Annotated in this window: 11 protein-coding genes; 7 read left to right on the plus strand and 4 right to left on the minus strand. The window is 71.4% G+C overall.

What is annotated here, in order from left to right; all coding sequences use genetic code 11:
* Positions 1 to 163: 163 nt before the first annotated feature.
* Together MKK82_RS27395 and MKK82_RS27400 are read right to left on the minus strand one after the other, a co-directional pair.
* Positions 164 to 1,945: a sulfite reductase flavoprotein subunit alpha gene (locus MKK82_RS27395; RefSeq protein WP_238286257.1), complete on the minus strand. Its 1,782-nt coding sequence runs from the start codon at positions 1,943 to 1,945 to the stop codon at positions 164 to 166.
* 111 nt (positions 1,946 to 2,056) lie between these two features.
* Positions 2,057 to 2,572, minus strand: a complete 516-nt coding sequence (locus tag MKK82_RS27400; RefSeq protein ID WP_091716811.1) for an Lrp/AsnC family transcriptional regulator — start codon at positions 2,570 to 2,572, stop codon at positions 2,057 to 2,059.
* 267 nt (positions 2,573 to 2,839) lie between these two features.
* Between MKK82_RS27400 and MKK82_RS27405 the strand changes: the two genes are divergently transcribed.
* Genes MKK82_RS27405 through cysN form a run of 3 tightly spaced genes read left to right on the plus strand, consistent with a single transcriptional unit; the run spans position 2,840 to position 6,035 of the window.
* Positions 2,840 to 3,661 carry a phosphoadenylyl-sulfate reductase gene (locus MKK82_RS27405; protein ID WP_238286256.1) on the plus strand — a complete coding sequence of 274 codons (822 nt, stop codon included), beginning with the start codon at positions 2,840 to 2,842 and terminating at the stop codon, positions 3,659 to 3,661.
* A complete protein-coding gene (gene cysD, locus MKK82_RS27410; protein WP_279603308.1) occupies positions 3,658 to 4,620 on the plus strand; it encodes a sulfate adenylyltransferase subunit CysD in 963 nt (320 codons plus the stop codon). The genes MKK82_RS27405 and cysD overlap by 4 nt, the downstream gene beginning before the upstream one ends.
* Positions 4,620 to 6,035, plus strand: coding sequence for a sulfate adenylyltransferase subunit CysN (gene cysN / locus MKK82_RS27415; RefSeq protein WP_238286255.1), 1,416 nt, complete (start codon positions 4,620 to 4,622; stop codon positions 6,033 to 6,035). Before cysD ends, cysN begins: the two co-directional genes overlap by 1 nt.
* 119 nt (positions 6,036 to 6,154) lie before the next feature.
* Here the strand turns inward: cysN and MKK82_RS27420 are convergent, their stop codons facing one another.
* Both MKK82_RS27420 and MKK82_RS27425 read right to left on the minus strand, forming a co-directional pair.
* On the minus strand, positions 6,155 to 7,186 hold the full coding sequence (locus MKK82_RS27420; protein WP_243987485.1) for a fumarylacetoacetate hydrolase family protein: 1,032 nt from the start codon (positions 7,184 to 7,186) through the stop codon (positions 6,155 to 6,157).
* Between the two features lie 106 nt (positions 7,187 to 7,292).
* Positions 7,293 to 8,315 carry an LLM class flavin-dependent oxidoreductase gene (locus MKK82_RS27425; RefSeq protein WP_238286253.1) on the minus strand — a complete coding sequence of 341 codons (1,023 nt, stop codon included), beginning with the start codon at positions 8,313 to 8,315 and terminating at the stop codon, positions 7,293 to 7,295.
* Between the two features lie 189 nt (positions 8,316 to 8,504).
* Between MKK82_RS27425 and MKK82_RS27430 the strand changes: the two genes are divergently transcribed.
* From MKK82_RS27430 to MKK82_RS27445, 4 genes are all read left to right on the plus strand, one after another.
* On the plus strand, positions 8,505 to 9,707 hold the full coding sequence (locus MKK82_RS27430; protein WP_238286252.1) for a pyridoxal phosphate-dependent aminotransferase: 1,203 nt from the start codon (positions 8,505 to 8,507) through the stop codon (positions 9,705 to 9,707).
* Positions 9,708 to 9,734: 27 nt separating this feature from the next.
* Positions 9,735 to 10,577, plus strand: coding sequence for an NAD(P)-dependent oxidoreductase (locus tag MKK82_RS27435; RefSeq protein ID WP_238286251.1), 843 nt, complete (start codon positions 9,735 to 9,737; stop codon positions 10,575 to 10,577).
* 441 nt (positions 10,578 to 11,018) lie between these two features.
* A complete protein-coding gene (locus MKK82_RS27440) occupies positions 11,019 to 11,405 on the plus strand; it encodes a hypothetical protein (protein ID WP_238286297.1) in 387 nt (128 codons plus the stop codon).
* A gap of 115 nt (positions 11,406 to 11,520) precedes the next feature.
* On the plus strand, positions 11,521 to 12,474 hold the full coding sequence (locus tag MKK82_RS27445) for a DMT family transporter (protein WP_238286250.1): 954 nt from the start codon (positions 11,521 to 11,523) through the stop codon (positions 12,472 to 12,474).
* Positions 12,475 to 12,486 lie beyond the last annotated feature (12 nt).

Genomic DNA, 12,486 nt, shown 5'->3' on the forward strand with positions numbered 1-12,486 from the left:
AACGAATCCAATATCGTCGACTGCGTAGGCCTCTGCCCGGCCGCGGATCCCCGCAGCCCAGGCCAGAGCGTGAAACTCGATGTCCCGGGAGACCGCCTCCGCGGCCACCTCCCGCGCCCCGCCGGGGCTGGCCCGCTCCGCGCCGGAGCGGGCCGTGCGATCCCTAGTAAACGTCCTGCTGGTAACGATGGCTGCGCTCCAGCGCCGCGACCTGCGCCTCCGCGTCGGCGGCGCTCAGGTTCTTGGTGGTCTCGTAGGCCTTCACCACCGCGGCGCGCACGTCCTTGGCCATGTTCTTGGCATCGCCGCAGACGTAGAAGTGGGCGCCTGCGTCGAGCCAGGAGACCAGTTCCGCCGCGTGCTGGGTGATCCGGTCCTGCACGTAGACCTTCTCCGGCTGATCCCGCGAGAAGGCCACGTCGATCCTGGTGAGGGACCGGTCCTCCAGGGCGTCCTGCCACTCGAGCTGGTACAGGAAGTCGTGGGTGAAGTGGCGGTCGCCGAAGAACAGCCACGACCGCCCGGTCTTGGAGCCCTCCGCCTCGATCGCCCGGCGCTCCTGCACGAAAGCCCGGAACGGCGCGACGCCGGTGCCCGGCCCGACCATGATGATGTCGGTGGCCGGATCCTGCGGCAGGCGGAAGTGGCGGTTCGGCTTCAGCCGCACCCGCAGCTTGGCGCCGTCCCGGATCCGGTCGGCGACGTGGACCGAGGCCACCCCCGAGCGGGCGCGGCCGTGGGTCTCGTACCGCACGGCCACGATGGCGAGGTGGACCTCGTCGCCCACCTCCTTGCGCGAGGAGGCGATCGAGTAGGCCCGCGGCGGCAGCGGCCGGGTGATGGTGGCGAGATGTTCGGCGGTCAGCGCGGCCGGATAGGTCTGGATCAGGTCGATCAGGTGCCGCCCCTCGATCCAGGCCTTGGCCTCGCCGCTGTCGATCAGGGTCTGCGCCTCAGCGTGGCCGGTGGCCTTCACGAAGCGCTCGATGGTGGCGGCCGAGAGCGTGGTAATATCCCGCTCGGCGAGGAGCGCCTTGCGCAGGGCCTCGTCGTCCGACAGCCCCGCGGCCTTCAGGATCTCGTCCACGAGCTGCGGATCGTTCTCGGGGTAGATCTCCAGCGAATCGCCAGGCTCGTAGGCCGGCGCGCCGTCCTCGAAGGCCAGCGCCAGGTGGATCGTCTCCTTGTCGGAGCGCGACGAGTTGAGGTTCACGTGCTCCACGACCTCGACCACCAGGGGCTCGCGGCTCGGCTCGGCCTCGTCGTCCTCGCCGGCACCGGCGCGGGCGAAGTCGACCGCCACGACGTTGTCGGTGGCCTCCGCCGGGGCCAGGGCCTTCAGCGTCGCCTTGATCCAGTCGGCGGCGGGCTTCTCGAAATCGAGGTCGAGGTCGGCCCGCTCGGCGGCGCGCTTGGCGCCCAGCGCCTCGAAGCGCGCGTCCAGCGCCTTACCGATGGCGCAGAACTCCGCGTAGGACGTGTCGCCGAGCGACAGGACCGCGAACTCGACGCCGTCGAGGCGCGGGGCACCCTCCCCCATCAGCTCGCCGTAGGCCCGCACGGCCCGGGCCGGCGGCTCGCCCTCGCCCCAGGTGGCCGCGATGGCGACGAGCTTGCCGGCCTTGGGCAGGGTCGAGATGTCGAGATCGGAGAAGTCCACGACCTTCGGCTTGAAGCCCTGCTTGCGGGCCAGCTTGGCGACGCTGCCAGCGAGGGCCTCGGAATTCCCCGATTCGCTGGCGTAGATCACCGTCAGCGGCGCGGCGGCCTTGGGCGGGGCGGCCGGCACGGCGGCCGGCTGGCCGCCCGCGGCGTCGAGCCCGGCGAGGAAGCCCGCGAGCCAGGCGCGCTGCGTGGGGCTCGCGGCCCCCAGCACGGCGTCGAGGCTGGCGCGCTCGCCGTCCCCGAACGGGGCGGTGCGCGGAAGGAGGTTCTGGCGTGACATCAGGAGACCATGTCGTGGCCTACGCGGCCGGTGTCAATCGAGAAACGTTCTTTTTGCAGAACGGGCGGAGATTAGGACATCGCATTCGTTGCGCTGCGAAAGAAAGGAATATTATTCCCCTACCACGGCGAGGACCGGACCCGTGCCCGGCAGGTGCCGCCCGTTCTTGGGCGGCGCCGGCAGCGGCAGGGCGGTGGTGGACTTCACCTTCTCCATGGCGAACCGCGACGTGACGTTCTTCAGGGGCAGAACCGCGATGAGGTGCTTGTAGAAGCTGTCATACGCCTGCATGTCGGCGACGACGACCCGCAGCATATAATCCACGTCGCCCGCCATCCGGTAGAACTCCAAGACCTCCGGCATCGCCGAGACTGTCGCGGCAAAGCGCTGCAGCCATTCCTGCGAGTGATCCGCTGTCTCGATGGAGACGAACACGGTCAACCCGAGGCCGAGCTTGACCGGATCGAGCACCGCGACCCGCCGGTCGATCACGCCGTCGGCCTCCAGCTTCTGGATGCGCTTCCAGCAGGGGGTTTGCGACAGGCCGACCCGCTCGCCGATCGCCGCGATGGAGAGCGTCGCGTCGGTCTGCAGCAGGGCGAGAATCTTCAGATCGATCGCGTCCAAAGCTGTCTCCGTTGGCTTCCCCCGTGCGGGTCGGCGCGGGGGCGATAAGAATGGCGTACGACAAAAGTGAGAAGAATTTTTTATTCTACAGGCCGTCTGCCCTCGCCGTCCGCCGTGTGCAACCGCACGTCCGGTCCCGGTCCTGGGTCGACTCGCCCGTCGAAGCGCCTTGACTTCGTTCGGTATAGCGAACATTTCGACGGTTCGACAACAGGGTGCCGCGCAGGCCGTGCCCTTTCCATCACGCCAATCCCGAGACATGTCGCGATGACCCGTCCGGACCGACAGACAGCTGAAGCCCTCGCGGAGCGGCTGTCCGGGCTCGACCTCCCAGGCCGCCTCCACCTGATCGCCGCCGAGATCCCCGGCCGGCTCGTCTTCACCACGAGCCTGGGCGTCGAGGATCAGGCGCTCACCCACGCGCTGGTCATGGCGGGTCTCGCCAAGGGGCTCGCCGGGGGCCGCGTCGCGATCGTCACCCTCGATACCGGCCGCCTCTTCGCCGAGACCTACGACACCTGGGCCGAGACCGAATCGGCCTACGGCATCCGCATCGCCGCCTACGCGCCTGAGCGTGCGGCCGCGGAGGAGTTCGTGCGCGACGCGGGCATCAACGGCTTCCGGCGCTCGGTGGCGGCCCGGCAGGCCTGCTGCGGCTTCCGCAAGGTCGAGCCGCTGGGCCGCGCCCTCGACGGCGCGAGCGGCTGGCTCACCGGGCTGCGGGCCGGCCAGTCCGCCAACCGGGCCGAGACGCCGCTCGCCGAGTTCGACGCCGGCCGCGGCCTGATCAAGCTGAACCCGCTGGCCGACTGGTCGCGGGCGCGGATCGACGCCTTCGTGCGCGACAACTTCGTCCCCTACAACGTGCTCCACGACCGCGGCTTCCCGTCGATCGGCTGCGCCCCCTGCACCCGCGCGGTGAAGCTCGGCGAGCCGGAGCGGGCCGGCCGCTGGTGGTGGGAGCAGGAAGACAAGAAGGAGTGCGGCCTGCACGTCGGACGCCCCCTCGCGTCGGTGCAGCCGGGCCAGGAGCCCGCCGCCTTCGAGACCACCCCGCCTCAGACCCGCCAGCCGGAGTTCGCCCGATGAGCGCCGCCCTCGCCGCCGCCGTGCCGCCGAGCGCCACGATGCGCGCACAGACCGCCGCCGACCGCCTCAGCCACCTCAAGCGGCTGGAGGCCGAGAGCATCCACATCTTCCGGGAGACGGTCGCCGAGACCGAGAATCCGGTGATGCTCTACTCGATCGGCAAGGATTCCTCGGTGCTGCTGCACCTCGCCCTGAAGGCCTTCGCGCCCGGGCGCCTGCCGTTCCCGCTGCTCCACGTCGACACGACCTGGAAGTTCCGCGAGATGATCGCCTTCCGCGACGCCCGCGCGAAGGAACTCGGCCTCGACCTCCTGATCCACACCAACCCGGACGGGCTCGCCCGCGGGGTCGGGCCGGTGAGCCACGGCTCCGAGGTCCACACCGACGTGATGAAAACGCAGGCCCTGCGGCAGGCGCTGGACCGGCACAAGTTCGACGCCGCCTTCGGGGGCGCCCGCCGCGACGAGGAGGCGAGCCGCGCCAAGGAGCGGATCATCTCCCTGCGCACCGCGCAGCACCGCTGGGACCCGAAGCGCCAGCGCGCCGAGCCCTGGCACCTCTACAATCTCCGGAAGAAGCGCGGCGAGTCCCTGCGGGTCTTCCCGCTGTCGAACTGGACCGAGCTCGATATCTGGCTCTACATCGAGCAGGAAAACATTCCGATCGTGCCGCTCTACTTCGCCAAGGAGCGGCCCGTCGTCGAGCGCGACGGCCAGCTCATCATGGTCGACGACGCGCGGCTGCCCCTCGCACCCGGCGAGACCCCGCAGCAGCGCCTCGTCCGCTTCCGCACCCTCGGCTGCTACCCGCTGACCGGCGCGGTGGAGAGCGACGCCGCAACGCTGCCCGAGATTATCGGCGAGACGCTGGCCGCCCGCACCTCGGAGCGGCAGGGCCGGGTGATCGACAAGGACGGGGCCGGCGCCATGGAGCGCAAGAAGCAGGAGGGCTACTTCTAATGACCGTCCACCAGGCTCCCACCGCCTTCACCGACCGCGCCTCCGGCTACGCGGCCTTCCTCACCGCCCACCGCAGCAAGGCGGTGCTGCGCTTCATCGCCTGCGGCTCGGTGGATGACGGCAAGTCGACCCTGATCGGGCGGCTCCTGCACGACACCAAGCAGATCTTCGACGACCAGATCTCGGCGCTCCAGCGGGATTCCCGCAAGCACGGGACGCAGGGGCAGGAGGTGGATCTCGCGCTGCTGGTGGACGGTCTCCAGGCCGAGCGCGAGCAGGGCATCACCATCGACGTCGCCTACCGGTTCTTCTCCACCGACAAGCGCTCCTTCATCGTGGCCGACACGCCCGGCCACGAGCAGTACACCCGCAACATGGCCACCGGCGCCTCGACGGCGGACGTGGCGGTGATCCTGGTCGATGCCCGCCAGGGCCTGACCCGCCAGACCCGGCGCCACGCGCTGCTGGTCTCCAATCTCGGGATCCGCCGGGTGGTGCTGGCGGTGAACAAGATGGACCTCGCCGGATGGGCGCAGGGCACCTTCGACGGCATCGTGGCGGGTTTCTCGGACTTTGCCCGGGATCTCAAGTTCTCCGAGGTCAAGGCGATCCCGCTCTCGGCCAAGAACGGGGACAACGTCGTGGACGCGGGTGTCGCGGCGCCCTGGTACACGGGCGGCCCGCTGCTGACCTATCTGGAGACCGTCCCGGTCCACGCGGAGGCGCTGAACGCGCCGTTCCGCATGGCGGTGCAGTGGGTCAACCGTCCGAATTCCGAGTTCCGCGGCTACAGCGGCCGGATCGCCAGCGGCCGGGTGCGCCCGGGCGATTCGGTGACGGTCCAGCCCTCGGGTCGGACCTCCACGGTGGCGCGGATCCACACCGCCGACGGCGACCTGCCCGAGGCCGGCGAGGATGAGTCGGTGACCCTGGTGCTGGCCGACCAGATCGACGCATCCCGCGGGCAGGTGATCGTCGCCACCGACGCGCCGATGCGGGTCACCGAGACCCTGGACGCCCGCCTGTTCTGGGCGGCCGAGACCGATCTGAGCCCGGGGGCCAGCCTGTTCGCCAAGATCGGCACCGCCACGGTCACCGCGACCGTGGAGCGGATCGTCTCGCGCATCGACCCCGAGACCGGCAAGCCCGGCCCGGCCGAGCGCCTGTCGGCCAACGACATCGCCGACGTGTCCCTGCGCCTCGACCGGCCGGTGGCGGTCGACGCCTACGCGGAGAACCGCGAGACCGGCAGCCTGATCCTGATCGACCGCGAGACCACCGACACGGCGGCCCTCGGGCTGGTCCAGGCCCCGAAGGCGACGGCGGCGACGCCCGGCGCGGCGATGCCCGGCGCGGCGAAGGCCGCCGACGGAGGCGGTCTCCTCGCCCGCCTCGGCCGGCTGTTCGGGCGCTGAGGCCGAGAGGCGCGCACAACGAACGGCCCCCTCCTGCACGGGAGGGGGATCCGCCCACGATCCGGATGGCGTCGCTGCGCTCGCGACGACGCGGCGAGCCGTCTCGGCACCGCGCCCGATCAGACCAGCTTGAAGCGCAGCGCCCCGAGCCCTTCGAGTTCCGAGACCACTTCGTCGCCCGGCTTCAGCCACGCCCGATCCTGGCGCGGGATCTTCTCCCCGAAGATCACGCCCTGCGGCGTGCCGGTGTAGAAGATGTCGCCCGACTTGATCGTCATGACCTTCGACGCGAAGCTGATCAGCTGGCGGCAATTGAAGATCATGTCGCTGGTGTTCCAGTCCTGCCGCACCTGGCCGTTCACCAGAGTCTTGAGCGTCAGGTCATTCGGGTCCTTCACCCGGTCGGAAGTGACGAGGTAGGGACCGAGCGGGGCGAACCCGTCGGAGGTCTTGCCGATCATGAACTGCGAGGTCAGAGTCTGAAGATCCCGGGCGCTGAAATCGTTGCCCGTGCAGTAGCCGGCCACGTAGTCGAGGGCGTCCGCCTCGGAGACGTTCCGGCATTCCCGGCCGAACACCATCACCAGCTCGGTCTCGTAATCGAATTCCCGCGCGGCCTGGGTCGGCAGCGTGATCGTGCCCCCGTGGTGGTTCAGGGCGTTGTTGTACTTGTTGAACAGCGGCGGGTCCTTGGGGATCGGCGTGCCGGTCTCCTCCGCGTGGTGGCGGTAGTTGAAGCCCATCATGATGATCTTCTCGGGCCGCGTGACCACCGGCCCGTAGGCGATGCCCGGCTCCGCCAGCAGGAAGCGCCCGTCGGGGGCGGCCTCGACCGCGTCGATCAGCGCCCGCAGCGCCGGGCCGCGCCCGTTCTGGAGCAGGTCGTCCATGTCGGTCGGGGCTGGCATCCCGAGCCCGCTGCCGGCGGCCGCGACGTCGAGCACGCCATCCTTCATCTTCACGCCCAAGGTGTAGCCGTCGCCGCGGCGCATGTTGATGAGGGTCATGTCCCGGGGCATGCCGAAGGGCGCGGGCGCGCCCGGCTTGCCGGGCCCGGGCGCCGTCGTCCGCTCGTCGGCCGCCCGGACGGGCGTTGCCGCCGCGGCGAGGCCCGCGGCCGTAGCGGTCAGGAATTCGCGTCGGTTGCCCATGCTGCCTCTCCTCCGGCCGGCCCGTCTGGCGCGGGCGCGATCCGGGGGGAGCCTGCACGGACCCTGGCCGCGTCGTCAGGGCCTGCCGGGGGCGGCGTGTGACGGGTCAGGCCGCCTGTGAGGTGGCGCCGAGCCCCCAGGCCTGCGCCAGCAGCGCGTAGGATTCGTGCCGGGCGGCCTGATCGGGGATGGCCGAGACGATCATCAGCTCGTCGGCCTGGGTGCGCGCGACCATGTCGGCGAGCCGGGCCCGGAGAGTCTCGGGGCCGCCCACGTGCAGGCGGTCGCGGCCGCGCTCGATCTGCAGGCGCTCCCCGTCGGCATACGGGTAGGCGAGCGCCTCGGCGAGGCTCGGCAGCGGCCGGTACTCGCCCCGCTCCCGCCGCAGGGTCGCGAGGCGCGCGCTGGATGCCAGCCGCTCGGCCTCGGCATCCGTGGCGGCACAGATCGCCGCGACCGCCAGGATCGCGTGGGGCTTGCTGCCGAGCCGGGTCGGCCGGAAGAGATTCCGGTAGTCGAGCATCGGCGCCTCGGCCGGCATGCCGGAGAAGTGCTGCGCGAAGCCGAAGCCGCAGCCGATCTCGCCCGCGAGACGGGCGCTGTAATCGGAGGAGCCGAGCAGGAAGATCGGCGGCAGCGGCACGCCCGCGGGGCTCGCCTCGATCCGCGCGAACGGATGCCCCTCCGGGAAACCGCCGTCCCAGAACAGCAGCTCCTGCAGGCGGTCGAGGAAGTCGTCGCCCCCCGCCCCCGGCGCCTCCCGGCGGCGCAGCGCCCGCGCGGTGACGCCGTCCGTGCCGGGCGCGCGCCCGAGTCCGAGGTCGATCCGGCCGGGGAACAGGGCCTCCAGCACCCGGAAGCGCTCCGCCACCATCAGCGGCGCGTGGTTCGGCAGCATGATCCCGCCCGAGCCGACCCGGAGGTTGCGGGTTGCGGCGGCGATCTGGCCGATCATGATCTCGGGGGCCGGGCTCGCCACGTTGGGCAGGGCGTGGTGCTCGGCGAGCCAGTAGCGCCGGTAGCCGAGGCCGTCGACGTGGCGGGCGAGTGCCAGGGTGTCGTGCAGCGCCTGGGCCGGGGTCGAATCGGCGCCGACGAAGGAGAGGTCGAGAACGGAGAGCGGAATCATCAGCGAGATCTGGTATCGACGCGCCTGCAAAGCGAGGGCGCCGGCGCGGGGGAGATCTGCGCTGCGCGCCCGGGGCGCCGCCCCACTCCGTGCCGCGCACCGCCTTGCCGGCTCAGCGTCCCGGGCCTAGGGTCCGCCGCGCCGCGAAGAGGCGGCGCCTGACCTCGAGAATCCGGAGCATCGCACGCCATGGCTCTCCTCGCCGACGTCCTCTCGCGGGTGAAGCCGTCCGCGACCATCGTGATGACTCAGAAGGCCCGGGACCTGAAGGCGTCGGGCGTCGACGTCATCAGCCTGTCGGTGGGCGAGCCGGATTTCGACACGCCCGAGCACATCAAGCAGGCGGCGATCGACGCGATCCACCGCAACGAGACCCGCTACCCGCCGGTCTCCGGCATCGTGCCCCTGCGCGAGGCGATCGTGCGCAAGTTCAAGCGCGAGAACGGGCTCGACTACAAGGTCGCGCAGACCATCGTGGGCACCGGCGGCAAGCAGGTGCTGTACAACGCCTTCCTCGCCACCCTGAATCCCGGCGACGAGGTGGTGATCCCCCGTCCCTACTGGGTGTCCTACCCGGAGATGGTCGGGCTGTGCGGGGGCACGCCGGTCTTCGCCGACGCCGACATGGCCAACGGCTTCAAGCTCCAGCCCGAGGAGCTGGACCGGGTGCTCACCCCGAAGACCAAGTGGATCGTCCTCAACTCGCCCTCGAACCCGTCCGGGGCCGCTTATTCCCGCGCCGAGATGAAGGCGCTCACCGACGTGCTGCTCCGCTACCCGGACGTGCACATCCTGACCGACGACATCTACGAGCACCTGACCTACGGCGATTTCGAATTCGTCACCCCGGCCCAGGTCGAGCCGCAGCTCGTGGACCGCACGCTGACCATGAACGGCGTCTCGAAGGGCTATGCCATGACCGGCTGGCGCATCGGCTACGCGGCCGGTCCGGAGAAGCTGATCAAGGCGATGGATTTCGTCCAGGGCCAGCAGACCTCGGGGGCGAGCACGATCGCGCAATGGGCCGCGGTCGCCGCCCTCGACGGCCCGCAGGACCATCTGGCCACGTTCCGTTCGGCCTTCCACGGCCGGCGCGACCTCGTCGTGTCGATGCTCAACCAGACCAACGGCCTGACCTGCCCGACGCCCGAGGGCGCGTTCTACGTCTACCCGTCCTGCGCGGCGCTGATCGGCAAGAAGACGGAAGCCGGCAAGACCATCGAGACCGACGAGGATTTCGTCATGGAGCTGCTTCAGGCCGAGGGCGTGGCCGCCGTCCACGGCTCGGCCTTCGGGCTCGGCCCGAACCTGCGCATCTCCTACGCGACCTCAAACGCGGTGCTGGAGGAGGCCTGCCGGCGCATCCAGCGCTTCTGCGGCTCGCTGCGGTAGCGGCCCGATCGTCCCCGGAGGCGTCCCGTGCCCACCATCGCGGTGATCGCCCCGGGCGCCATGGGCAGCGCCATCGGGGCCCGGCTCGCCGGCCACGGCGCGCGCGTGCTGACCTCCCTGGACGGGCGCGGGGCCGCGAGCCGCGCCCGGGCCGAGGCCGCCGGCATGGCGCATGCCGGGGACGGCGACCTCGCCGCCGCCGACCTCGTGCTCTCGATCGTGCCCCCCGCCGACGCGGAGGCGCTCGCCCGCCGCCTCGCGCCCGCCCTCGCGGCTGCCGCGAAGAAGCCGGTCTACATCGACGCCAACGCCGTCAGCCCGGAGACGGTCGGGCGCATCGCCGGGATCGTCGCGGCCACCGGCACGCCGTTCCTCGACGGCGCGATCCTGGGCCTGCCGCCGAAGCCCGGCGCCGGAGGACCGCGCGTCTACGTCTCGGGTCCCGAGACCGCCCCGGCGCTGGTGCTGCGCGACCTCGGCCTCGACCTGCGCGTCTGTCCCGGGGGCGTCGGTGCGGCCTCAAGCCTCAAGATGGGCTATGCCGGCCTCAACAAGGGCCTGACGGCGCTCGCCGCGCTCATGATCCTCGCCGCCGATCGCGCGGGTGCCGGCGAGGCGCTGCGCGCCGAACTCGCCGAGAACGAGCCCGCCCTCCTCGCCCGCTTCGCCACGGGCCTGCCCGACATGGCGCCGAAGGCCCATCGCTGGGCGCCCGAGATGGAGGAGATCGCCGGCTTCCTCGGGCCCGACGCGGCCGGGCGGCAGGTTTTCGCCGGCTATGCCGACCTCTACCGGCGCCTCGCCGGCGAGGCCGGCGCGGCCGAGATCGCCGCTCTGATACGCTTCGCCGCGGCCGCGGCGGAGCGCTGATCGCCGCGGGCGCCGCCGAAACGGCCTCGCCTCTGTTGCCGGCCCGGCCGTCACCCTCTACACGGGCTGTCCCCAGCGGCCGATGCGCCTGAAGGTTTCGCGAGCCCGCTCGGGCCTGCATGGCAGCGGGGTCGGCAGTGACGGGGTGGTCCGGACCAGTTCTCTGGGCCGTTCCTGTGAGGCTCAGTGGGCCGAGTCGCTGCAGGAGTGTCGGGAGCGCGGGGAACAGGAACCGCGAATCCGGCGCACGGCCCACATCAATTTCCCCCATCCTCGCCATCGGCCGGTCGACCCGTCGGGCGAGGCTGCGAGCGTCGGGATGCCCCGTTCCGGGACAGGATCCGGCGGGGCGATTGCGGCTTCGTTCACGCTCCGCGGCGATGATGATCCGTGACCGGGGATCCGGTCTCGCGTAACCGCGTTCTCTCGGGCCTGACGACCATGCGAGCCCTGCTCACCAGCGGCATCAAGGCGATCCTGGCGGTCGCCGCCCTTTCGACGGCCGCGCACTGGACGCTGCGCGTCCAGCGTGAATCGACGGCGGCGCCGATGCCGGTCGCCGCCATCCCCGATCCGGTCGCCACGGGCTCCATCGAGCCGCGCCAAGCCGAGCGGCAGGTGGAGCGCCCCGCCGCCGTCGCGAGCGTCCCGCCCTCCGCGACGGGGCCGCGCTCGCCCGCGGCGCCTGCATCGGGGCTCGACCAGTCGCATCTCGCCGCGCTGATCGCGGGGGCGGCACCGGCGAAGCCGAAGGTCGCCAAGGCGACCACGAAGACCGCCTCCGCCGAGAAGGCCCTGCCGGTCGAGAAGGTGGCGGCCAAGCGCTGAGGCGCCCGTCGGCGCGCACGACCGTGCGGGCTGCATGGTCCCCCTGCGCCGCGACGGATACCGAGGCGGAGCCGGGCGTGGCACGACTGCCGGCCTCAAGCGGGATGGGCCAGGCATGAGCACGCAGGTCGCGACGTCCGTCAGCGAAGACCCCGCACCTGCCTGCGCCGCCGCCGAGACGGCTCTCGCGGGCCGCCGCCGGCTCGTCGGCATCGCCCTGATGTGCGGGGCGGTCGCGTTCTTCGCGAGCCTGGATGCCAGCGCCAAGACCCTGGCGCGGGCCGGAGTCGATCCCCTGGTCACCACCTTCATGCGCTACGCCGCCAGCGTCGCGATGATCTCGCTGTTCATCAACCCGGTCCGCACGCCGGGCGTGGTCAGGAGCCGGCGGCTGACGCTGCAGATCGTGCGCTCGCTGCTGCTGTTCGCCTCCACGGCGCTGAACTTCCTGGCCTTGCGCTACCTGCAACTCGCCGAGACGATCTCGATCCAGTTCGCCGCGCCCCTCACCGTGGCGCTGCTGGCCGGGCCGCTGCTCGGCGAGTGGTCCTCGCGGGCCCGCTTGACGGCGATCGGCGTCGGCTTCCTCGGGGTGCTCGTGATCGTGCGACCGGGGCTCGGGGGGATGCACCCGGCCGCCCTGCTCTGCGTCGCCAACGTCGTGGTCTACGCCTTCTACGCGATCATCACGCGCAAGCTCGCGGCCTACGACTCGACCGCCACGACCATGTTCTACACGGGGCTCGCGGGCCTCGCGCTGATGGCCCCGCTCCTGCCCTGGATCTGGGCGAGCCCGGCGAGCCTGACCCACTGGGCCCTGCTGCTCGGCGTCGCGCTGTTCGGCACGCTGGGCCACTGGCTTCTGGTGATGGCGCATGCCCGGGCGCCGGCCAACGTGCTGGCGCCGTTCATCTACACCCAGCTGCTCTGGTCGGTGACGCTGGGCTTCCTACTGTTCGGCGACGTGCCGAGCCGCTGGACCGTGGCGGGCGCCATGATCGTCGTCGGCTCGGGCCTGTACCTCCTGGCGCAGGAGACCATTCGCCGGGAGGGGCGGCCGGCCGCCTGAGGCGACCGGCCG

Origin of the sequence: Methylobacterium sp. E-046 (assembly GCF_022829625.1) — a bacterium.
Lineage (GTDB): Bacteria > Pseudomonadota > Alphaproteobacteria > Rhizobiales > Beijerinckiaceae > Methylobacterium > Methylobacterium longum.

What these genes read in the sequence shown, in the direction of transcription:
- MKK82_RS27445 (WP_238286250.1), top strand. Translation starts at nt 11,521, where the DNA reads ATGAGCACGCAGGTCGCGACGTCCGTCAGCGAAGACCCCGCACCTGCC.
- MKK82_RS27430 (WP_238286252.1), top strand. Translation starts at nt 8,505, where the DNA reads ATGGCTCTCCTCGCCGACGTCCTCTCGCGGGTGAAGCCGTCCGCGACC.
- MKK82_RS27425 (WP_238286253.1), bottom strand. Translation starts at nt 8,315, where the DNA reads ATGATTCCGCTCTCCGTTCTCGACCTCTCCTTCGTCGGCGCCGATTCG.
- cysD (WP_279603308.1), top strand. Translation starts at nt 3,658, where the DNA reads ATGAGCGCCGCCCTCGCCGCCGCCGTGCCGCCGAGCGCCACGATGCGC.
- MKK82_RS27405 (WP_238286256.1), top strand. Translation starts at nt 2,840, where the DNA reads ATGACCCGTCCGGACCGACAGACAGCTGAAGCCCTCGCGGAGCGGCTG.
- MKK82_RS27420 (WP_243987485.1), bottom strand. Translation starts at nt 7,186, where the DNA reads ATGGGCAACCGACGCGAATTCCTGACCGCTACGGCCGCGGGCCTCGCC.
- cysN (WP_238286255.1), top strand. Translation starts at nt 4,620, where the DNA reads ATGACCGTCCACCAGGCTCCCACCGCCTTCACCGACCGCGCCTCCGGC.
- MKK82_RS27440 (WP_238286297.1), top strand. Translation starts at nt 11,019, where the DNA reads ATGCGAGCCCTGCTCACCAGCGGCATCAAGGCGATCCTGGCGGTCGCC.
- MKK82_RS27395 (WP_238286257.1), bottom strand. Translation starts at nt 1,945, where the DNA reads ATGTCACGCCAGAACCTCCTTCCGCGCACCGCCCCGTTCGGGGACGGC.